17 protein-coding genes are annotated in these 21,007 nt (G+C 64.8%); 14 read left to right on the top strand and 3 right to left on the bottom strand.

The genetic code is table 11. The features are described from left to right. The first annotated feature begins 27 nt into the window (after window positions 1-27). Entirely contained in the window at window positions 28-1,149 is a 1,122-nt protein-coding gene (locus ACGFZ3_RS09160; protein WP_392919509.1) for an alpha/beta fold hydrolase, read from the top strand. Between the two features lie 263 nt (window positions 1,150-1,412). Here the strand turns inward: ACGFZ3_RS09160 and queD are convergent, their stop codons facing one another. After that, window positions 1,413-1,766 (bottom strand): 6-carboxytetrahydropterin synthase QueD, encoded by a 354-nt coding sequence (gene queD / locus ACGFZ3_RS09155; protein ID WP_068849013.1) that lies wholly within the window; start codon window positions 1,764-1,766, stop codon window positions 1,413-1,415. Window positions 1,767-1,918: 152 nt separating this feature from the next. Between queD and ACGFZ3_RS09150 the strand changes: the two genes are divergently transcribed. Both ACGFZ3_RS09150 and ACGFZ3_RS09145 read left to right on the top strand, forming a co-directional pair. Next, the gene (locus tag ACGFZ3_RS09150) at window positions 1,919-4,585 is read left to right on the top strand and encodes a TonB-dependent receptor (protein ID WP_392919505.1); all 2,667 of its coding nucleotides are present in this window, start codon (window positions 1,919-1,921) and stop codon (window positions 4,583-4,585) included. Window positions 4,586-4,615: 30 nt separating this feature from the next. Further along, the gene (locus ACGFZ3_RS09145) at window positions 4,616-7,180 is read left to right on the top strand and encodes a M14 family zinc carboxypeptidase (RefSeq protein WP_392919942.1); all 2,565 of its coding nucleotides are present in this window, start codon (window positions 4,616-4,618) and stop codon (window positions 7,178-7,180) included. A gap of 84 nt (window positions 7,181-7,264) precedes the next feature. Here the strand turns inward: ACGFZ3_RS09145 and ACGFZ3_RS09140 are convergent, their stop codons facing one another. Then, the gene (locus tag ACGFZ3_RS09140) at window positions 7,265-8,668 is read right to left on the bottom strand and encodes a DEAD/DEAH box helicase (RefSeq protein ID WP_392919502.1); all 1,404 of its coding nucleotides are present in this window, start codon (window positions 8,666-8,668) and stop codon (window positions 7,265-7,267) included. 524 nt (window positions 8,669-9,192) lie between these two features. Here ACGFZ3_RS09140 and ACGFZ3_RS09135 point away from each other — a divergent pair. Then, window positions 9,193-10,182, top strand: coding sequence for a fumarylacetoacetate hydrolase family protein (locus tag ACGFZ3_RS09135; protein WP_392919499.1), 990 nt, complete (start codon window positions 9,193-9,195; stop codon window positions 10,180-10,182). Then, complete coding sequence (gene maiA, locus ACGFZ3_RS09130) at window positions 10,179-10,847, top strand: maleylacetoacetate isomerase (RefSeq protein ID WP_392919939.1); 669 nt, start codon at window positions 10,179-10,181, stop codon at window positions 10,845-10,847. Before ACGFZ3_RS09135 ends, maiA begins: the two co-directional genes overlap by 4 nt. Before the next feature lie 155 nt (window positions 10,848-11,002). Here the strand turns inward: maiA and ACGFZ3_RS09125 are convergent, their stop codons facing one another. Continuing rightward, complete coding sequence (locus ACGFZ3_RS09125; RefSeq protein WP_068849022.1) at window positions 11,003-12,133, bottom strand: PilT/PilU family type 4a pilus ATPase; 1,131 nt, start codon at window positions 12,131-12,133, stop codon at window positions 11,003-11,005. Between the two features lie 97 nt (window positions 12,134-12,230). Between ACGFZ3_RS09125 and ACGFZ3_RS09120 the strand changes: the two genes are divergently transcribed. The 9 genes from ACGFZ3_RS09120 to ACGFZ3_RS09080 all read left to right on the top strand — a co-directional run bounded on the left by ACGFZ3_RS09120 (window position 12,231) and on the right by ACGFZ3_RS09080 (window position 21,000). Continuing rightward, entirely contained in the window at window positions 12,231-12,635 is a 405-nt protein-coding gene (locus tag ACGFZ3_RS09120) for a DUF4398 domain-containing protein (protein WP_392919495.1), read from the top strand. Then, window positions 12,632-13,528: a hypothetical protein gene (locus ACGFZ3_RS09115; RefSeq protein WP_392919492.1), complete on the top strand. Its 897-nt coding sequence runs from the start codon at window positions 12,632-12,634 to the stop codon at window positions 13,526-13,528. Before ACGFZ3_RS09120 ends, ACGFZ3_RS09115 begins: the two co-directional genes overlap by 4 nt. A 462-nt stretch (window positions 13,529-13,990) precedes the next feature. Further along, window positions 13,991-14,209, top strand: a complete 219-nt coding sequence (locus tag ACGFZ3_RS09110; RefSeq protein ID WP_282245428.1) for a YdcH family protein — start codon at window positions 13,991-13,993, stop codon at window positions 14,207-14,209. A gap of 210 nt (window positions 14,210-14,419) precedes the next feature. Beyond that, window positions 14,420-15,790, top strand: coding sequence for a pyridoxal-phosphate dependent enzyme (locus ACGFZ3_RS09105; protein ID WP_392919489.1), 1,371 nt, complete (start codon window positions 14,420-14,422; stop codon window positions 15,788-15,790). Between the two features lie 130 nt (window positions 15,791-15,920). Then, on the top strand, window positions 15,921-17,111 hold the full coding sequence (locus ACGFZ3_RS09100) for a cystathionine gamma-synthase (RefSeq protein ID WP_392919486.1): 1,191 nt from the start codon (window positions 15,921-15,923) through the stop codon (window positions 17,109-17,111). Next, complete coding sequence (locus ACGFZ3_RS09095) at window positions 17,111-17,941, top strand: ABC transporter permease (protein WP_392919483.1); 831 nt, start codon at window positions 17,111-17,113, stop codon at window positions 17,939-17,941. The genes ACGFZ3_RS09100 and ACGFZ3_RS09095 overlap by 1 nt, the downstream gene beginning before the upstream one ends. Then, the gene (locus tag ACGFZ3_RS09090) at window positions 17,931-19,286 is read left to right on the top strand and encodes an ABC transporter ATP-binding protein (RefSeq protein WP_392919480.1); all 1,356 of its coding nucleotides are present in this window, start codon (window positions 17,931-17,933) and stop codon (window positions 19,284-19,286) included. The genes ACGFZ3_RS09095 and ACGFZ3_RS09090 overlap by 11 nt, the downstream gene beginning before the upstream one ends. After that, entirely contained in the window at window positions 19,283-19,864 is a 582-nt protein-coding gene (locus ACGFZ3_RS09085; protein ID WP_392919478.1) for a CatB-related O-acetyltransferase, read from the top strand. The genes ACGFZ3_RS09090 and ACGFZ3_RS09085 overlap by 4 nt, the downstream gene beginning before the upstream one ends. A gap of 11 nt (window positions 19,865-19,875) precedes the next feature. Next, window positions 19,876-21,000, top strand: coding sequence for a class I SAM-dependent methyltransferase (locus ACGFZ3_RS09080; RefSeq protein ID WP_392919475.1), 1,125 nt, complete (start codon window positions 19,876-19,878; stop codon window positions 20,998-21,000). The last annotated feature ends 7 nt before the right edge of the window (window positions 21,001-21,007 follow it).

Below are 21,007 nucleotides of genomic sequence, written 5' to 3'. Positions count from 1 at the left end.
CATTCAACACCCGCCAGGAGCAAGTACATGGCCACCGCACAGGAGTCCCGCCACCGCCGGTCTGCGCTGATCCTGCTGATGCTCGCGTTCGGCATCGCAGGCCATGTATCGGCCGCCAACGAATGCCCGGACACCTCGGCGCTGGAACCGGCCCGCGCGGTGGTCCGCGATCTGCAGCGGATCACCACGCCAAACGGCATCCAGGCGCAGTACGCTACCCCGATCGGCGGGGTGAAGCAGTGGCTGACGATCCGTGGTGAGGACCGCGACAACCCGGTGATCCTGTTCGTGCACGGTGGCCCGGCCAGCCCGGTGACACCCAGCATGTGGCAGTTCCAGCGGCCGCTGGAGGAATACTTCACGGTGGTGGACTGGGACCAGCGCGGTGCGGGCAAGACCTACGCGGAGGCGTCGCCGGACGTGATCGCGCCGACGCTGACTATCGAACGCTACGTGGACGATGCCATCGAAGTGGCTGAACATCTGCGCACGCACCTGGGCCAGCGCAAGGTGATCCTGATGGCGCACAGCTGGGGCACGATCGTGGCGATGCAGGCGGCGCTGAAGCGGCCGGACCTGTTCCACGCGTACGTGGGGATCGGGCAGATCATCAACCAGGTGGAAAACGAGAAGATCAGTTTCGATTACGGCCTGGCGCAGGCGAAGGCACACGGCAATGCCAAGGCGGTGGCCGAACTGGAAGCGATCGCGCCCTACCCGGGCAACACGCCGATCACGCGCGAGCGGATCATCACCGCACGCACGTGGCCGCAGTACTACGGCGGGCTGACGGCGTATCGGGACGATTCGAAGTACTACTTCGGCGCGGCCAGGCTCTCACCGGACTACACGGACGCGGACCGCTGCAGCATCGACAAGGGCAGCGTGCTGTCGCTGGGCCCGCTGCTGCCGCAGATGCTGAAGGTGGATTTCAACCCGATCACCCGCTTCCCGATCCCGGTGGTGATGTTCATGGGCCGCCACGACTACACCACGCCCACCGCGCCGACCGAGCGCTGGCTGAACACCGTGCAGGCGCCCTACAAGCAGGGCGTATGGTTCGAACATTCGGCGCACATGGTGCCGTGGGAAGAGCCCGGCAAAACCCTGTTGAGCCTCGTCCAGATCGTCCGCCCCTTGGCGCGATAATGGGCTCTGGTAGCTTCGGTTCCCAAACGAACGCACGCGCCGCATATCGGCGCGGTAACGCATGACCCATGCCGAAGACAAAAAAAAGACCCGACAGAGGGAGGGTTCTGTCGGGTCTTGGGATTGCGTGGGGGGAGGGACCCACGCAAATTCTGCTTGATGCAATGCAGCATACGCCGATCGTGGTGCATTGCAACAATAAATTGCCGAAGCGGTCCTGGTTAGACTAAATCCGTTCAGGAACAATGGGTTGGGGCCAGATCTCAGCCGCGGTAACGGCAGCCCGAGGTGCAGGTTTCATGCACCGTCACCTCGCTCAGCGCCGGCAGGGCGGGCTTGAGCTCGTTCCAGATCCAGATCGCCAGGCGTTCGCTGGTCGGGTTTTCCAGGCCGGGGATGTCGTTGAGGTAATGGTGGTCCAGGCGGTCGTAGATCGGCTGGAAGGCCGCTTTGACGTCGCCGAAATCCATGATCCAGCCGGTGTGTTCGCCCGGCTCGCCCTCGACCTTCAGCTCCACCCGGAACGAATGGCCGTGCAGGCGCGCGCACTTGTGGCCCGCCGGCACGTTGGGCAGGTGGTGGGCCGCTTCGAGGGTAAAGACTTTGAAGATTTCCATGGGTCCATTGTACGGCCATCCAACAAAAACATATCCATCCGGATGAAGAGATGTTACTTTTCGTTATATCCGCATGAAGCGATGTTATTGGCTCGTCAAGCCCTTGGCATGGACTACTGCGGAACTCGTCGTCCACCACCCCCATAGAGTTCATGCCCAAGCACACCCTTCTTGTGGCGGCCCTTTCCGCCGCCCTGGCTACGCCTTTGCCTGCGTTTGCCCTCGACGCCGCCGCTGGCACCGATGCCAGGCCCGAAGCCGCCGCCAGCGGCGAAAGCACCACCCTTGCCGCGGTGCGCGTTACCGGCTCCAACATCAAGCGCACTGACACCGAGACGGCCAACCCGGTGCAGGTGATCGGCCGCCAGGAAATTGAAGCGACCGGCAAGGCCACCGTGGCCGACCTGCTGCGCTCCATCTCGGCCAACACCGGCAACGCCAACAACGAAACCACCAACAACGGCTGGGCCTCGGGTTCGGCCGGCATCGGCCTGCGTGGCCTGTCGCAGAAGAACACCCTGGTGCTGCTCAACGGCCGCCGCCTGGCCAACTACGGCTTCCCGGCCGGTGGCTTGTCCGACACCTTCGTCAACCTCAACGCACTGCCGATGGTCGCCGTGGAGCGTATCGAAGTGCTCAAGGACGGCGCCTCGGCCGTGTACGGCTCCGACGCCGTGGCCGGCGTGGTCAACATCATCACCCGGCAGGGCTTCGAGGGGGCCGAACTGGGCGGCAGCGTCGGCACCGCCGACCAGGGCGGCCTGGACGAGCAGAACCTGAAGTTCATCGGCGGCATCGGCGACCTGGAGGCCGATGGCTACAACATCCTGGTCAGCCTGGAAGGCTACAACCGCGAGCGCCTGGACCAGGACCAGCGCGACCTCACCAGGTCCGGCATCTACACCGACAAGCCCGGCGGCCGCTGGAACGGCTGGTCGGCCAAGGGCGCGCGCTTCCTGGTCAACGGCACGTCCGTGCCCATGCTCGACGCCAACGGCCAGTGCCCGGAAAACACCACGCTGGTACCCAGTGCGCCGATCGACGGCCTGCCTGGAAACACCTGCGGCTTCAACCTTGCCCCGTACACCACGCTGATTCCCTCGACCAAGCGCTACCAGGCCTACGTCAACGGCACCTTCAAGGTGAACGACAACGTCGAAGCGTTCGGCGAAGTGATCTACAGCGAGATCAAGGGCGTGTCCTGGTTCGGCAGCAGCCCGTTCTTCACCCTGGAAAGCGGCCGCTTCGCGCTCAACGCCGATACCGGGCTGGCCGAGCCGGTGTCGTCCAACCTGCCGGCAAGCAGCCCGTTCAATCCGTACGGCCGCGCGATCCCGATCGAGTACACCTTCTTCAACCTCGGCCCGACCATCAAGACCAACCGGTCCACTGCATACCGCGGCGTGTTCGGCCTGCGCGGCAGCCTGCAGGACTGGGACTGGGAAGTGGGCGCGTTCGGCGCACGCAGCAGCGAGCGCGAAACCGTCTCCGGCGGCTTCGCCAACCGCTGGACCCTGGCCGATGCGCTGGCCACCGGCAGCTACAACCTGCTTGATCCGTCGGCCACCCCGCAGTCGGTCATCGATGGCATCAACCTGAGCACGCTGCGCCCGGCCGAGTCGGTGCTGCAGGGCGTGGACGCCAAGATCTCCGGCGGCCTGGGCAGCACCTGGGCCGGCCCGATCGGCTTCGCCGCCGGGCTGGAATGGCGCCGCGAAAAGCTGGATTCGGAAAACCCGTGGCAGATCGACGCGGGCCTGCAGATCCGCCCGGCCATCGCCGAAGTGCATGGCGAGCGCAAGGTCACCGCCGCCTACGCCGAAGTGAACGTGCCGCTGGCCGAGCGCCTGGAGGTGCAGGCCGCCGCGCGTGCCGACCATTACAGTGACTTCGGCGATGCGTTCTCGCCCAAGTTGAGCCTGCGCTGGCAGCCGTTTGACATCCTGCTGGTGCGCGCCGCCGCATCGAAGGGCTTCCGCGCGCCGTCGCTGTCGGAGAATTCCAACAGCACCAGCATCGCCTACGGCAGCGTGATCGACCCGCGCGACCCCGACGTGCCCGGTTCGCGGCAGAACCCGACCTTCTTCACCGTCGGCAACAGCGACCTGAAGCCGGAGCGCACCAAAAGCTACAACCTGGGCGTGGTGCTGTCGCCGTGGTCCAACACCAGCCTGAGCGTGGATTACTACCGCATCGAACTGGAAAACCTGGTCGGCACCAACAACACGCAGACCCTGGTCACCAACGATGTGCCCGGCGCGGTCACCCGCGATGAGCGCGGCAAGCTGCTGGCGGTGTTCAACCGCTACCAGAACCTGAGCGAGCTCAAGACCTCCGGCTTCGACGTGGAACTGCGCCAGCGCTTCCCGACCGAAGCGGCCGGTGACTTCTCGCTGTCCACCGCCTTCACCCACGTGCGCGACTACAGCCGCCCCACCGTGGTCGGCGGCCCGCTGGTGGATTACGCCGGCAGCAACCTGGGCGCCACCCTGCCCAAGAACAAGGCCACCACCACGCTGGACTGGAGCTACGCCGACTTCCGCACCGCGCTGACCTGGTACTACACCAGCGGCTACGACCAGAAGGCCAGCGCCGCCGCCACGGCGGTGCAGGACCGGGTTGATTCCTACAGCCAGTTCGATCTGTACCTGGCCTACACCGGGCTGGAGAAGCTGACCCTGTACGCGAAGATCCAGAACCTGGCCGATGAGGAACCGCCGTACGACGCCTCCTTCCCGGGCATCCGCGCGCCGTACGACTTCAGCCAGTACGACCTGCGCGGCCGCTACTTCACCGTCGGCTTCGATTACCGCTTCTAAGAGGGGTTTGCTGTGTCCTTGTTCCAAGGTTTGTCGCGCCCCATCACCTGGCTGGTGGGGTCGCTGTGGCTGCTGGCCGCGCCGGCGTTCGCACAGAGCGCCTATTTCTTCCCGCAGGGCGGTGATTTCGATCCGGCCATTCCCACCCCGCAGCAGTTCCTGGGCTACGAGATCGGCAGCCGCTACACCCGGCACGACCAGCTGGTGGCGTACTTCAACGAACTGGCCAGACACTCGGACAAGATCAAGGTCGAGCAGATCGGCACCAGTTACGAAGGCCGCCCGCTGCTGATCGCCACCGTCACCTCGGCGCAGAACCAGCAGCAGCTGGAAACCCTGCGCCGCCAGCACGTCACCCTGGCCGACCCGGCGCAGCCGCTGTCGGCCGCCGGCAACAGCCCGGTGGTGGTGTGGCTGGGCTACAGCGTGCACGGCAATGAAACCTCCAGTGGCGAAGCGGCGCTGCTCACCGCGTACTACCTGGTGGCCAACCGGAATGCCGATACGGCCAAGTGGCTGCAGCAGGCGGTGGTGCTGTTCGACCCGGCGCAGAATCCGGACGGCCGCGACCGCGCGGCCAGCTGGCACAACGCCTATGCCTCCTCGCCGGCCTCGCCCGATCCGGCGGACAAGGAGCACGTGGAGCCGTTCCCGCAGGGACGCACCAACCACTACTTCACCGACCTCAACCGCGATTGGCTGGCCCTGACCCAGCAGGACACGCGCCCGAAGATCGCCTACTTCCATCAGTGGTACCCCAACGTCCAGATCGATTTCCACGAGATGGGCAAGGACAGCACCTACTACTTCGAACCGTCGCCGGCGAGCATGCACAGCCCGCTGCTGCCGGCCTCGTCATACGAATTCAACAAGACCCTGGCCAGGTACCACGCGCAGGCGCTGGATGCGCTGGGCTCGCTGTACTACACCGGTGAGAACTTCGACAACTTCTCGCCGGTGTACGGCTCGACCTATCCGGATTTCCACGGCGCGGTCGGCGTCACGGTGGAACAGGCCAGTTCGCGCGGCCGGGTGCAGGAATCGGCCAACGGCCTGCTGACCTTCCCGTTCACCATCCGCAACCAGGTCGCCACCGGTCTGGGCACCGTGCGCGGTGCGGTGGCCGAGCGTGACGGGCTGCTCAAGCTGCAGAAGGAATTCTTCCAGTCCGCGCTCAAGCAGGCCAACCAGCAGCCGGTAAAGGCCTTCGTGTTTGGCGATGCCAAAGACCCGGGCCTGACCCGGCGCCTGCTCGACCTGCTGCTGCAGCACAAGATCACCGTGCAGGCGTTGCCCAAGCCGCTTACCGTGGACGGCCAGCGTTTCGAGCCGGCCAGCGCCTACGTGGTACCCACCGCGCAGCCACAGTTCCGCCTGGTGCATTCGATCTTTGCCGAGACCCCGCCAATCAAGGGCGACGTGTTCTACGGCAGCACCTCCTATGCGATCGCACCGGCCTACGGCGTGGCGTTCGCCGGCAGCCGCAGCCGGGTCGACGCGGGCGAGCGCATCGCCAGCCTGCCGGCCACGCAGGGCGGGGTGAGTGGTGGCCGGGCCGGCTATGCCTACGTGTTCGATTGGCGCGACTACAACGCCAGCCGCGCGCTGTACGCGCTGCAGGCCAAGGGCGTGCTGACCCGCGCCGCGTTCCAGTCCTTCACCGCAGACGCCGCGTCCGGTGAGCAGGCGTTCGCGCGCGGCAGCGTGGTGATTCCGGTAGCCGGGCAGACACTGGCGGGTGACGCGCTGCTGGCCGCCGTGGAGGAAGCGGCGCGCAGCAGTGGCGTGCAGGTGCATGCAGTGGCCAGTGGGCAGAGTCGCAGCGGCATCGACCTCGGCAGTGACAGCGTCAAAGCGCTGCGCAGGCCGGCGGTGGCGCTGGTGATGGGCGAGGGCGTGAGCGCCACCGAGATCGGGTCGGCGTGGTTCCTGCTCGACCAGCAGGTGCACCTGCCGGCCAGCAAGCTCGACCCGGCGCAGCTGGGCAAGGTCAACCTGGACCGCTACACCACCATCGTGCTGTCCGGCGGTACCTACACGGGCGTGGATGCCGCGGCGGTGGCCGCACTCAAACGCTGGATCAACGCCGGCGGTTCGCTGGTGACCTACGGTACGGCGGCCAAGTGGGCGATCGAGCAGAAACTTGCCGATGAAGCGCTGGGCGCCGAAGAGAAGGAGCCCGACAGCGCCCGCCGTGCGTTCGGCGACCAGCGCGACATCGCCGCCATCGAGCGGGTCAGCGGCAACATCCTCAGTGCCGATGTGGATACCAGCCATCCGCTGGGCTTTGGCCTGCCGCGCACGCAGCTGTCGATCAACAAGGAAAACGGGATCAGCTTCAAGCCCAGCCGCAACGCGTTCTCCACCGTGGTGCGCATCGATGAAACGCCGCGGGTGAATGGTTATCTGTCCGAGAGCAACCGCAGCCGCGTGGCCGGTGCCGCGTGGCTGCTGGTGTCGCCGCAGGGGCAGGGCAACGTGGTGCTGTTCGCCGACGACCCGGCGCACCGCAAGTACTGGCACGGCACCGAGCGGCTGCTGTTGAACGCGGTGTTCTTCGGCAACCTGTTGAACCCGACCAAGCCTAGAGGCTGACCCATCGTAGAGCCACGGCAAACCGGCAACAAAAAAGGGCGACGCAATGCGTCGCCCTTTTTCATTCTGCGATCCGCGAACGGATCAGGCCGGCCGGCCACCGCCGCCCTGGCTGCGGCCGCCACCGCCACGGCGCTGGCCCGACGGCGCACCACCGCGCGGCGCGCCATTGCCGGCACCGCGGCTTGCACCGCGGCCGGCACCGTCACGCTGGCCGCCGGTCTTGGCACCGGCGTGGGCGTGGCGCGGGGCCTCGCCATGCGGACGGCGTGCGTGCTTGCGCGGCGAACGATCGCCACCCGGCACTTCGGCCTTGCCCGGCGCGCTGTTGCCCCAGCGGATCGGGGTCTGCGGCTCGAAGCCGGGCACGTCGCGGATGTCCATGTCCTTGTCCAGCAGGCGCACGATCTGGCGCAGCAGCTTGGCCTCGTCCTGCGCCACCAGCGAAATCGCCTGGCCGGTCGAGCCGTTGCGGCCGGTACGGCCGATGCGGTGCACGTAATCCTCGGCCACCATCGGCAGGTCATAGTTGATGACCTTCGGCAGCTCGTTGATGTCGATACCGCGCGCGGCGATGTCGGTGGCCACCAGCACGGTCACGCGGCCGGCCTTGAAGTCGCCCAGCGCACGCAGGCGCTGGCCCTGGCTCTTGTTGCCGTGGATCGCGGCGGTCTTGATGCCCGACTTCTCCAGGAACGTGGCCAGCTTGTCGCAGCCGTGCTTGGTACGGCCGAACACCAGGGTCTGCTCGCGGCTGTCCTGGGCCAGCAGGTGCAGCAGCAGCTCGCGCTTGCGCGCGCCATCGACCGGGTGCACGCGATGGGTGATGGTTTCCGCCACGGTGTTCTTCGGGGTGACCTGGATCTGCGCCGGATCGCGCATGAACTCCAGCGCCAGCTGCTTGATGCTCTCTTCGAAGGTCGCCGAGAACAGCAGGGTCTGGCGGTTCTGGCGCGGCAGCTTGGCCAGGATCTTCTTGATCGACGGCAGGAAGCCCATGTCCAGCATGCGGTCGGCTTCGTCCAGCACCAGGATCTCGATGCCCGACAGGTCGACGCTGCGACGCTCCAGGTGGTCGATCAGGCGGCCCGGGCAGGCCACCAGCAGGTCCACGCCACGGCGCAGCACGTCGAACTGGTTGCCCATGCCAACGCCACCGTAGATGCAGGCGCTGGGAATGCGCAGATACTTGCTGTAGCCGCGCAGGCTGTCATGCACCTGGGTGGCCAGCTCGCGGGTCGGCGCCAGCACCAGCGCACGCGGCTTGCGCGGGCCGTTCACGGCCTGCGGGTTGGTACCCAGGTGCTGCAGCAGCGGCAGGCCGAACGCGGCGGTCTTGCCGGTACCGGTCTGCGCGCCGGCCAGCAGGTCGCGGCCTTCCAGTGCCAGCGGAATCGCCTGCTCCTGGATCGGGGTCGGGTTTTCATAGCCCTGCTCGGACAACGCGCGCAGCAGGAACGGGGCAAGGCCCAGGTTTTCAAAAGACATCGGGTGGAAGCTCCAAAGACAAAGTAACGCCAGGCCGAATGGCCGGACGCGAGGCAGATCGTTGTGATCGGCTGACTCGGAGCGTTCCCGTGAACCGCGCTGCGAGAATTGGGTGCAGCCCACGCGGTGCGCAGACTGGAATGCATGACGAATGGCGTCGGAGTGGGGGCGGGCGAGGGACGGTAATCCCGATCGCCGGCGATCCCGAAGGGAAACGGACGGCCGCTGCAGACCCCGACAGTGTAGCGGAACCGCGCGACCAAGGCCAAATCCCCCGTTCAGGTTGGACAAGCGACCCCGGAAGTATCCACGACTCCCCGGAGCCCGTAGCAATTCGTGGCGGCCGGCCCCAGCCGGACGACCTTAGCGCTCTTCGCGGCCGGCCCCAGCCGGACGACCTCAGCGAGCGACCACATCAGCATCATTCGAATGGTTTATGTTCGTTCTGCGGCACTGCGACTTGGCACGCCCGCGCATTTGGTTACACTCGAAACCTATTTCCTGCGATCCCGGATATTCCACCCATGAAGCTTGGTTCTTTGAAGGAAGGCGGCCGCGACGGCACCCTGATCGTGGTCTCGCGCGACCTGCGCCACGGCGTGCGCGCCACCGGGATCGCCGCCACCCTGCAGCAGGCGCTGGAAGACTGGAGCCACCTGGCGCCGCGCCTGAACGCCCTGTCCGAATCGCTCAATGACGGCAGCGCCGACGGCGTGTTCGACATCGACCTGCAGGCGCTGGCCGCACCGCTGCCGCGTGCCTACGAATTCGTCGACGGCAGCGCCTACCTGCCGCATGTCGAGCGCGTGCGCCGCGCGCGTGGCGCCGAGGTGCCGGACAGCTTCTACACCGACCCGCTGATGTACCAGGCCACCAGCGCCGGCTTCCATGGCCCGCGCGATGCGGTCAAGGTGATCAGCGAGGACTACGGCATCGACCTGGAAGCCGAGCTGGTAGTGATCACCGATGACGTGCCGATGGCGGTTACCCCGGAGCAGGCCGCCGGTCACATCCAGCTGGTCGGTCTTGTCAACGACGTCTCGCTGCGCAACCTGATCCCGGGCGAGCTGGCCAAGGGCTTTGGCTTCCTGCAGTCCAAGCCGCGCTCGGCGCTGTCGCCGGTGTTCGTCACCCCCGACGAGCTGGGCGACGCCTGGCAGGACAGCAAGGTGCACCTGCCGCTGGTCACCCACGTCAACGGCGCCTGGTTCGGGGCGCCCGAGGCCGGCGTGGACATGCAGTTCAACTTCGCCCAGCTGATCGCGCACGCAGCCAAGACCCGCCCGCTGGGCGCCGGGGCCATCGTGGGCTCGGGCACGATTGCCAACGAGGACACCAGCAAGGGCGCCTCCTGCTTTGCCGAACAGCGGACCGTGGAAACCCTGCGCGACGGCAAGCCGAGCACGCCGTTCATGTCCTTCGGCGACGTGGTCCGCATCGAGATGTTCAACGCGGCCGGCGAAAGCATCTTCGGCGCCATCGAACAGCGCATCGAACAGGCGACACGGCCCTGAACACCACGGCCGACCGCATCGAGCTGTTCAGCTACTGGCGCTCCAGCGCGGCCTACCGCGTGCGCATCGGTCTGAACCTCAAGGGCCTGGAGCACCAGATCACCCCGGTGCACCTGGTCCGCGACGGTGGCCAGCAGCACAGCGAAGGCTACGCCGCGCTCAACCCGCAGGAACTGGTGCCCACCCTGTGCCACGGTGAACGGGTGCTGCACCAGTCGATGGCGATCCTGGAATACCTCGACGAGGTGTTCCCGGAGCCGCCGCTGCTGCCCGACGATGCGCCGGGCCGCGCCCGCGTGCGCGCGCTGGCGCAGCTGGTGGCCTGCGACCTGCACCCGCTCAACAACCTGCGCGTGATGCAGTTCTTCAGCGATACCTGGCACGTGCCGCAGACCGAGCGTGAGGACTGGACCAAGCACTGGATGCAGGTCAGCTTCGACGCGATGGAACGGCTGCTGGTCGAATCGGTGGATACCGGCCGCTTCTGCCACGGCGATACACCGACCCTGGCCGACTGCTGCCTGGTGCCGCAGCTGTACAACGCCCGCCGCTTCAACGTGGATCTGGGCCCGTACCCGACCCTGGTGCGGATCGACCAGGCGTGCCTGGCGTTGCCAGCGTTCGATGCGGCGCGGCCGGAGGTTCAGGCCGACGCATCACCCTGAAACCGGGTACCGACCAACGGTCGGTACCTACCCCGCGGGCGACCAACGGTCGGTATGAACCCGGGTGGGACGACCAATGGTCGGTATGAACCCGGGTGGGACGACCCGCGATCCCCGATCGGTAGGTATCGACCGTTGGTCGATACCCCCGTCAATCAAAACCCGTGCGTGATCGCCGCCGGGGTTGCCGCCGAATAATCGGCGTACGGATCGTGCTCGCCGCTGCCGCCTTCGGACAGGCGGAACTTCAGGGCCAGGCCGTCGCGCGAATCGGCCGCACGCAGCGCCTCTTCCTGCTCGATGATGCCGCCCTTGGCCATGCGGAACAGGCACTGGTCGAAGCTCTCCATGCCTTCTTCCAGCGAAGCCTCCATCGCCGGCTTGATCTCGTGCACCTGGCCGCGGCGCAGCAGGTCGCGGATCATCGGCGTGTTGATCAACACTTCCGTGGCCGGCAGCCGGCGCCCGTCCTGGCCCTTGACCAGGCGCTGGGAAATCACCGCGCGCAGGTTCAGCGAGAGGTTCATCAGCACGTTGCGGTGCGCGCTCTCGGGGAAGAAGTTCAGGATGCGCTCGATGGTCTGGTCGGCGTTGTTGGAGTGCAGCGTGGCCAGGCACAGGTGGCCGGTCTCGGCGAAGGCGATGGCCGCCTCCATCGTTTCCGAGTCCAGGATTTCGCCGATCAGGATCACGTCCGGCGCTTCACGCATCGCGTTCTTCAGCGCGTTGTGGAAGGCATGGGTATCCAGCCCGACCTCGCGCTGGTTGACGATCGACATCTTGTGCTTGTGCAGGTACTCGATCGGGTCCTCGATGGTGAGGATGTGCCCGGTCGTGGTGCTGTTGCGGTGGTCGATCATCGATGCCAGCGAGGTCGACTTGCCCGAACCGGTCGAGCCCACCACCAGCACCAGCCCGCGCGGGGTCATGATGACGTCCTTCAGGACCTGGGGCAGGTTGAGCTCTTCGATGCTGGGAATCTTGCTGCGGATGGCACGGATCACCATGCCCACCTCACCGCGCTGCTTGAACACGTTGACGCGGAAGCGCCCCGCATCCGGCAGGGCGATGGCCATGTTGAGCTCAAGGTCGCGCTCGAACTGGGGCACCTGGCCCTCGTCCATCAGCGAATAGGCGATCTTCTTGACCATCCCGGGCGGCAGCCCGGTATTCCCCAGCGGGTACAGCTTGCCCTCGATCTTGATGTACACCGGGGCACCGGTGGTCAAGAACATGTCCGAAGCGTTCTTTTCGGTCATCAGCTTCAGGAAATAGCCGATATCCATGCGAAATGTTTCCCCAACAATCGGCGACATGCCATTGCAAGCACGCCGCAGGCTTCCGACAATGGCCGCGCACCTTCTTCAGGCGAACGGCACCCCAATGAATCCTAGCTTCGCACAAATGCGGCGTACCCCGTATGTAGTTTTGACGAGTTGCGTGATGGCGTGCGCATTCGCACTGGCCGGGCCGGCCCTGGCCCAGGACGGCGCGCTCGAACTCATGCAGGCCCGCCAGGCCGTGGACAAGGCCACCCAGGCCGACGCCGACCAGTACGCCCCGGACCTGATCGCCGTGGCCCGCCAGGGCCTGGAACAGGCCCAGGCCGCTGCCAGCGACCGCCGCGAGCGAAAGAACGCCCCGGCCCTGGCCGCGCGCGCCACCGCCGATGCCGACCTGGCCCGCGCCCGCAGCGAGGAGGCCACCGCCACCGCCCAGCTGCAGCTGCGCCGCAACGAGGTGACCCAGCTCGAACGCCAGCTCGCCGCCGGGGAGGACCGCCGATGAAGGCTGCCGCCCTGCGCATGTCGCCCCTGCTGCTCGCCATCGGCCTGGCCGTTTCGCCGCTGGCCGGTGCCGCCGAAGACCCGGCCGTGGCCCAGCTCACCCAGCGCCTGATGGCGATCCAGGCCAACCCGGACACCGCCGAACTGGCCGCCTATGAGCGCCTGCAGGCCCAGCAGGCCATCGCCGCGCTGGCGGATGCCAAGCGCCGCGACCTCGACCAGGCCCGCTACCTGGCCGACCGCCGGGTCGAAATTGCCGAAACCAGCGTGCGTGCCGCCCTGGCCAAGCGTGAAGTGAGCCAGCTCGAACGCACCCGCAGCGACCTGCTGATCGAAGCCAGCCGCCGCGATGCCCAGCGTGCCCGCCAGGAAAGCGAGCGGCTGCGCGTGCAGGCCCAGATCCAGGCCGAAGAAGCCGAACGCCTGCGCCTGGCCGCCGAAACCGAAGCGCTGGCCCGCCAGGACGCCGAAACCGCCCTGACCAGCGTGGCCGGCAAGCAGACCGCCCGCCTCAGCGCGGCCCAGCAGAACGCGGCCAAGCTGGCCCGCGAAGAAGCCGAGCTGGTCTCGGGCAACAAGCTGCCCGGCTCGAAGTTCGACAGCCGTGGTGAAGTGTTCACCTTCGCCGGCGACGCCTTCGCCAGTGGCAAGGGCACGCTCTCGGGCGGCGCGAAGGGCCAGGCCAAGGCGCTGGCCGAGTACCTGAACATCGGCAAGAAGGGTCGGGTCCGCATCGAGGCCTACGACGCCGCCGCCGGAGTAGGGCAGCAGCGCGCCGAAGCCCTGCGCGATGCCCTGGTGGGGGCCGGCGTCAGCGCCAGCCGCCTGCAGGTCAGCGGCAAGAAGGCGGCGGCCACCAAGGCCCGCTCGGCCGAGGTCATCATCGCCCCGTGATCGAAGGTGTCATGACCAACGGTCATGACCTGCCTGGTTGCCTCTGCCATGACCAACGGTCATGACCTACCTGGTTGCATCTATCGGTAGGTCACGACCGTTGGCCGTGACTGCGTCAGAATGACGCAACCTGCTGTTTTTGTTTAAATTTCGTTGAAGTGCGTGTTCAGCCTGAACCCCGACTGGCGTGCACCGGTGATTTCAAACGAAACCCTTGAACCCGTCCCTGGGCAGGCGTAGGGTCGATTGTCCGGGTAGCCTTCCGCGACCCGGACGATTGGAGGGCCGGGCCGATGCATCGAGGGCACGAACCAGAGCAGTCTGCAGGCCGGGCAACCCCGGTCGTGCGCCTGGGTTCTGCCGTGATCGCGGTGGATGCCGGCGCTCCTCCCGAAGCAACGCCCCGTGCCTTACCGGCCGGGGCGTTCTTGTTTGTGCTGTACACGCAATAGGAGGTTCATCATGTTTGAAGGTCAGCCCCAGAGTGAAATCGACGCACGCCGCCAGCGTGATCCGGAATTCAAGGCGCTTTACGAACGGCACCAGAAGTTGAACAAGAAGTGTATGGATGCCGAATTGGGCGTACTTCCGATAGATGGTGTAACTCTGGGCCAGATGAAGCGTGAGAAGCTGTATGCCAAGCAGAAGCTGGAACGGCTGTACTCCTCCCCCCTGAATTGACGTTCCCCCTGTGCCGGCCAACGGTCGGCACCTGCCGCTGAACCTGCCGGCCCTGGCCGGCACCGCCAAACGCCGCGGGCGGCGTCCGTCTCCTCGTCGACGGGCGCCGTCCGCGTCGCTCTTTTGGGGCCAGACACGCATGGCGTGTCTGTACCATCTGTCGGATAATCGGGGGTCCGGCCGCCCTGCGGCGCGAATCGATGTGACCCGATGGCAATCCACTCCTCCGTACTCGAACTCATTGGCAAGACCCCGATCGTCAAGGCCCAGCGCCTGGACACCGGTGTCTGCGAGCTGTACCTGAAGCTCGAAAGCGCCAATCCCGGAGGATCCATCAAGGACCGCATCGGCCTGTCGATGATCGAAGCCGCTGAAAAGCGTGGCGATCTCAAGCCAGGTGCGACGCTGGTGGAAGGCACTGCCGGCAATACCGGCCTGGGCCTGGCCCTGGTCGCCCAGCAGAAGGGCTACAAGCTCATCCTGGTGGTGCCGGACAAGATGAGCCGCGAGAAGATCTTCAACCTCAAGGCGATGGGCGCCGAAGTGCGCCTGACCCGTTCGGATGTGGCCAAGGGCCACCCGGAGTACTACCAGGACATGGCCAAGCGCGTGGCCGAGGAAACCCCCGGCGCGTACTTCATCAACCAGTTCGGCAACCCGGACAACCCGGCCGCTCATGAATTCGGCACCGGCCCGGAGATCCTCGAGCAGATGGGGGGCGACCTGGACGCCATCGTGTTCGGCTGCGGCAGCTCCGGCACCATGACCGGCTTGTCGCGCGCCTTCGCCACCCTGTCGCCGAAGACCGAGCTGGTACTGGCCGACCCGGTCGGCTCGATCCTGGCCGAATACATCAATGACGGCGTGCTCAACGACAAGTCGGGCAGCTGGCTGGTGGAAGGCATCGGCGAGGACTTCCTGCCCTCGATCGCCGATTTCAGCCGGGTCACCAAGGCCTATGCCATCACCGACGCAGAAAGCTTCCACACCGCCCGCGAGCTGCTGGGCAAGGAAGGCGTGCTCGGCGGGTCGTCCACCGGCACCCTGCTGGCAGCTGCCCTGAAGTACTGCAAGGAGCAGACCACCCCCAAGAAGGTGCTGGTGCTGGTCTGCGACACCGGTAACAAGTACCTCTCCAAGATGTACAACGACTACTGGATGCTGGACAACGGCTTCCTGGAGCGCCCGCAGACCGGCGACCTGCGCGACCTGATCCTGCGCCCGTATGGCCAGCGCGACACTGTCGTGATCGGCCCGAACGACCTGCTGACCACCGCTTACCAGCGCATGAAGCTGTATGACGTGTCGCAGTTGCCGGTGATGGATGGCGACCAGCTGGTCGGCATCGTCGACGAAAGCGACGTGCTGCTGCACGTGTATGGGGACGAGTCGAGGTTCCGGGACAAGGTCTCCACCGCCATGGTCAGCAAGCTGGACCGGCTGGACGTGAAATCGCCGATTGAAGCGCTGCTGCCGGTGTTTGACCGCGGCCAGGTGGCCATCATCATGGATGGTGGCAGCTTCCTGGGGTTGATTACGCGGATCGATCTGCTGAATTACCTGCGTCGTCGCGTTCAATAACGGCGCGATCGCCGATTTTGGCGCTGAATCCATGTTTATCAGCGTCAACGGCTGATTAAGCCCCCGCTGATAGACTTCCGCTCCATCTAAAGTGGGCCCCGATTGGGGCTCTCAATCGCTGGGAACCCCCATGTCCGATTCTGCAGCCTCCGGGCACTCCAAGCGCCAGCTCGCCCTGGCCACGCTGGCCATCCATGGCGGCCAGTCGCCCGACCCGAGCACCGGCGCGGTGATGCCGCCGATCTATGCGACCTCCACCTACGCCCAGTCCAGCCCGGGCGAACACCAGGGCTTCGAGTACTCGCGCACCCACAACCCGACCCGCTTCGCCTATGAGCGCTGCGTGGCCTCGCTGGAGGGCGGCAGCCGCGGCTACGCCTTCGCCTCGGGCATGGCCGCCACCTCCACCGTGATGGAACTGCTGGACGCCGGCAGCCACGTGGTGGCAATGGATGACATCTATGGCGGCACCTTCCGCCTGTTCGAGCGCGTGCGCAAGCGCACGGCCGGGCTGCAGTTCGGCTTTGTGGACCTGACCGACCTGGCCGCCTTCGAAGCGGCGATCACCCCGCAGACGAAGATGGTCTGGATCGAAACCCCGACCAACCCGATGCTGAAGATCGTGGACATCGCCGCGGTCGCCGCCATCGCCAAGCGCCACGGCCTGATCGTGGTGGTGGACAACACGTTTGCCTCGCCGATGCTGCAGCGCCCGCTGGAGCTGGGTGCGGACCTGGTCCTGCATTCGGCCACCAAGTACCTCAACGGGCACTCGGACATGGTGGGCGGCATGGTGGTGGTGGGCGACAACGCTGAGCTGGCCGAGCAGATGGCCTTCCTGCAGAACTCCATCGGGGGCGTGCAGGGGCCGTTCGACAGTTTCCTGGCCCTGCGTGGCCTGAAGACCCTGCCGCTGCGCATGAAGGCGCACTGCGCCAACGCACTGGCCCTGGCCCAGTGGCTGGAAAAGCATCCGGCCGTGGAAAAGGTGATCTACCCGGGGCTGCCGAGCCACCCGCAGCATGAGCTGGCTACGCGCCAGATGAATGGCTATGGCGGCATCGTGTCGATCGTGCTCAAGGGCGGGTTCGAGGCGGCCAAGCGGTTCTGCGAGAAGACCGAGCTGTTCACCCTGGCGGAGTCGTTGGGTGGCGTGGAAAGCCTGGTCAACCATCCTGCGGTGATGACCCATGCGTCCATTCCTGTGGAGCGCCGTGACCAGCTGGGCATCAGTGACGCGCTGGTGCGGCTGAGTGTGGGCGTTGAGGAACTGGGGGATCTGCAGGTGGATCTGGACTGCGCATTGGGGGCCTGCGCCTGATGAGTACCATTTACGCCGAATTTGGAACTTCGCCGGCGGCGATGATTCGCAGCCTTGCTTCAAATCGCCTTCTTATCTGGGAACTCACCAAGCGCGAAGTGATCAGCCGCTATCGCGGCTCGGTGCTCGGATTGGCGTGGTCATTCTTCAATCCGCTTTTGATGCTGGCCGTCTACACATTCGTGTTCTCGGTGGTGTTCAAAGCCCGGTGGGGGCAGGAAACCAGCAGCCATGGCGATTTCGCCGTGATCCTGTTCGTAGGGATCATCGTGCATGGGGTCTTTGCGGAGTGCGTGAATCGTGCCCCAGGCTTGGTCCTCAACAACGCCAGTTATGTCAAACGAGTCATCTTTCCACTCGAAACCCTGCCATGGGTCGCCATGGGTGCAACCATCTTCCACTCCGCCGTCTCACTGGTCGTGCTGCTGATTGCACAGTTGCTGCTGCGCGGTTCCATACCCTTGACCGCGCTCTGGCTGCCGGTGGTGATCCTGCCGCTGGTAGTAGGCACTATGGGCGTATCCTGGCTGCTTGCCTCGCTTGGCGTGTATCTGCGCGACATCGGCCAAGTCACTGGAATTCTCACGACGGTGATGCTGTTCATGGCCCCCGTGCTCTACCCGGTGCAGGCGCTTCCTGAGTCGTTGCGTTCGTACATCTATCTCAATCCGCTTACCTTCATCATCGAACAGTCGCGAGCCGTGCTTCTCTGGGGCGTTTCGCCCAACTTCGTTGACCTGGGAAAGTACTCCATAGGTGCGCTGCTCGTGGCTTGGCTTGGATTTGCTACGTTCCAGAAAATGCGGAGGGGCTTCGCCGATGTCCTCTGAATCCTCGCGCGACGTTGCCATCCGGGTGACCGGCGTAACCAAATGCTTCCAGATCTATGAGCAGCCTCACCTGCGACTGAAGCAGGCCGTTATGCCGCGTCTGTTCCGGGCTGCGGGCATGACGCCTCACAACTACTTCCAGGAGTTCTGGGCGCTCAAGGGGGTCGACTTCGAAGTCCGTCGTGGCGATACCGTGGGTATCATCGGGCGCAACGGGTCGGGAAAATCCACCCTTCTTCAGATCATCTGCGGAACGCTCCAGGCAACTTCAGGATCCGTTGAAGTCAACGGTCGTGTTGCTGCATTGCTTGAGCTTGGTGCGGGCTTCAACCCCGAATTCAGCGGTCGCGAGAACGTCTATCTAAGTGCCTCGATTCTCGGCCTGACCCGGGACCAGATTGATGCGCGCTTCGACGACATTGTTGCCTTTGCGGATATCGGCGATTTCGTAGAACGACCGGTGAAGACCTACTCGAGCGGCATGTATGTGCGACTCGCGTTCGCCGTCATCGCCCACGTCGATGCGGATATCCTCATCATCGATGAAGCCCTTGCCGTAGGCGACGCAATCTTCGTGCAGAAATGCATGCGGTTCCTGCGTAAGTTCCGTGAGAACGGAACCTTGCTTTTCGTCAGTCACGACACCGGGTCGGTTCTGAACTTCTGCCAGAGTGCGGTTTGGCTGAATCGCGGTGAGATGGTCATGCATGCCTCTGCCGAGGATGCATGCAACGCCTACATTGAATATTGTTCCCAGGAAGTCTATGGCGACGCGGTGAAGCTCAAGTCGCGACAGGCGGCGCGTGAGCAGGGTGTGACCGCCAAACCAAAGTCGCATGTCGAAGTGGAGACGCGCCTGGAGCTGTTTGACAACGTGGCCAACTCAGCCGGTTGGCATTCGGGCAGCGCCGCAATCGATTCCGTAGTGCTCAGCAACGCAGAAGGTGAGCCGCTTACGTCGTTTGCGGGTGGCGAAGAGGTGTTGCTGCGTGTGCGCGCGACGGCCCATGTGGCGCTGTCCAGTCCGCTGATTGGCTTCTTCGTCAAGGATAGGCTTGGCCAGTCGCTCTTTGGCGAGCACACCTATACCTACATCCAACCGCCGATGGAAGTTGAGGCTGGAACCCGGCTGGAGGCCAGTTTCCGGTTCACCCTGCCGATGCTTCCCAATGGTGACTATTCCATGACGGTGTCCATTGCTGAAGGGGATCCCTATGCCAACACGCAGCATGCTTGGTTGCATGATGCGGTACTGATCAAGGTGGCATCGCCCAAGTTGCGCTATGGCTTGGTGGGAATTCCCTTTGACGAGGTCACCATGCGCCGGATGGGGAGTGGGGAATGAATCACGGATTTATTCCACCGCTCACCAGTGACGATCCCCGCATCAGCATCGGCCGATTTACTTACGGCGGCGCCGGGTTCCGACTGTGGAGCGCAGGCGAGCGCGTCGAAGTAGGCGCGTTCTGCTCCTTTGCTGAGAACGTACTTATTTTTGGCGGCGGCGAGCATCGCGTTGACTGGGTCACGACGCATCCCTTGCGAATTGCATTCAATTCGCCGGGGGCCGGTCAGGACGGGCACCCGCATAGCAAAGGTCCTACACGGATCGGCAATGACGTCTGGATCGGGCACGGAGCAATGGTGTTGTCTGGCGTGACCGTTGGTGACGGTGCATGCATTGGTGCCGGCGCGGTGGTGAGCAAGGACGTGCCGCCATACTCCATCGTCGTCGGCAATCCAGCCCGTGTGCTGCGTCTCCGATTCAGCGAAGAGCAGATTGCCCAGCTGTTGCAGATCGCCTGGTGGAACTGGCCCGTCGATAGCATCAAACGATACGAATCCCTGCTTTGCGCCAATGATATCGATGCATTCATAGCGGCCGCTCAGGCTGACCCTAACGTTTCCGCATCAACTCCGTAAGGGAGACTTCGATGATCGATTTTTCGTTTTCGCCTGCCATGCTGATGATGCCCCGCAAGCTCCCGCACAGTGCATGGCTTGGGCATATTCCATTTGCAAGCTGGCTGCTTGAGGTCCAGCGCCCTGAGCTGATCGTTGAGCTCGGAACGCATAATGGTGCGTCGTTCCTTGCGCTCTGCCAGGCAGTCGAGGCGCAGCAACTGGGCGCGCGCGTGTTTGCTATCGACACCTGGGAAGGTGACGAACATGCCGGGTTCTACGGAAACGAGATCTACGCGGAGCTTCGCGACTACCAGCAGCGTCATTACGCGGGTATCTCCGAAATGATGCGACTGAGGTTCGACCAGGCGCTGGAGTACTTCGCGGACGGATCTGTCGACCTGCTCCATGTGGACGGCCTGCATACCTATGATGCGGTTCGGGAAGATTTCGAAAGCTGGCGCGTCAAGCTGTCCCCACGTGCGGTAGTAATCTTTCACGACAGCTGCGTGCGCGAGCGCGGGTTCGGTGTTTGGCAGTACTGGAGCGAGATATCCAAGCAGTTCCCTTCCTTCGAGTTCACTCACACCCATGGGCTGGGCGTGCTGCTGGTTGGCGAGCAGCAACCGGAGAAGCTTCTTCACCTCGCCGCGGCCGCGTCTCGCGGTGAGTTCGCGGGCATCAACCAGCTGTTCGATTCGCTTGGTCGCAATATCAAGAATGTGGAGGAGATCGAGCGCGTGAACGGTGGGCTGGTGGCGGCGCACCATGAGATCAGGCGTCTGAACGTGGAAGAGGCGCGGCTTCGCGAGGAACTGGACAGGAGCGCCGTGCAAGCGAGCGAACAGATCGCGCGTTTGAGTCTTGAGGAAGCGCGACTTCGCGCGCTGTTGGAGAGCGACGCCAAGGAAGCACATGAACGCTATGCCGCAGTAGAATCGCAGCTCCCCGCCCTCGCGCAAGGATTGTCCTTGCTCGAGCGACGCGTGCTTGACGGTTTGGAAGGGTCGCGAGGCCTGCTGAACGAAGCGATGCACACAGAGCGGGAAGCGTCGGTTGCAAGCGTTATCGAATCCGTAATTCCACGCCTGGAAGAGCAGGACCGCAAGTTGAATCACCTGATGCGCCCTTGGTGGCGTCGCCTCTCCGGCCGTTGATCAGTAA

The organism is Stenotrophomonas sp. NPDC047960 (assembly GCF_043204395.1).
Taxonomy (GTDB): Bacteria; Pseudomonadota; Gammaproteobacteria; order Xanthomonadales; family Xanthomonadaceae; genus Stenotrophomonas.
The sequence above is the reverse complement of the archived record's forward strand: the minus strand, read 5'-3'. Positions and strand labels throughout refer to the sequence as shown.